At 61.8% G+C, this 658-nt stretch carries 1 protein-coding gene; it reads right to left on the reverse strand.

The window, feature by feature from the left end; genetic code table 11:
• Positions 1-16: 16 nt before the first annotated feature.
• A partial coding sequence (locus ACXJKO_RS32000) for an IS630 family transposase (protein WP_457095013.1) occupies positions 17-658 on the reverse strand: 642 nt, incomplete at its 5' end.

Raw genomic sequence — 658 nt, forward strand, 5'->3', positions numbered from 1 at the left:
CTAAAGCATCGGACGGTTAAACGGACGCATATCCGGCAGCCCTGAGGAAGTTCCAACACTCGTGCGGCTCAAACAAATCGCAGATGTCGCCGAGGGCGCGCCAGAGCGCGTCGAACGTTCGCGCCTCGGCCTTGCGCAAGTGTGCCTTGATCTTGGCGAAGGCCTGTTCAATGGGGTTCATATCGGGCGAATAAGCCGGCAGGAACAGGAACCAGGCTCCGCGTTGCTTCAGACACTGCGCAGCCTTTTCACTTTTGTGAACGGCCAGGTTGTCGAGGATCACTACATCGCCTTTGTGCAGCGTCGGCGCGAGCTGCGTCTCGATGTAAGCCTCGAACGCCAAGCGGGTGATCGGGCCGTCGATGATCCAGGGCGCACTCAGCTCATGACAGCGCAGCCCGGCCAAGAAGGTGTGCGTCTTCCAGTGCCCAAAGGGRGCTTTCATCCGCAACCGCTGGCCTTTGCGCGAGCGCCCGCGCAGGCGGGTCATCTTGGTGTTGACGTACGTCTCGTCAAGAAACACCAGCCGGTGCGGCTGCTCGCGCATGCGGGCCTGACGTTGATCGGTCCAGACGTGGCGCTCATCCCGCACGTCGGCGCGTGCGCACTCCGCCGCCATCAGGGCTTTTTTTATAGCTGAAGCCGCACCGGCACAGGA

The sequence above is a fragment of the Microvirga sp. P5_D2 genome, assembly GCF_054049475.1.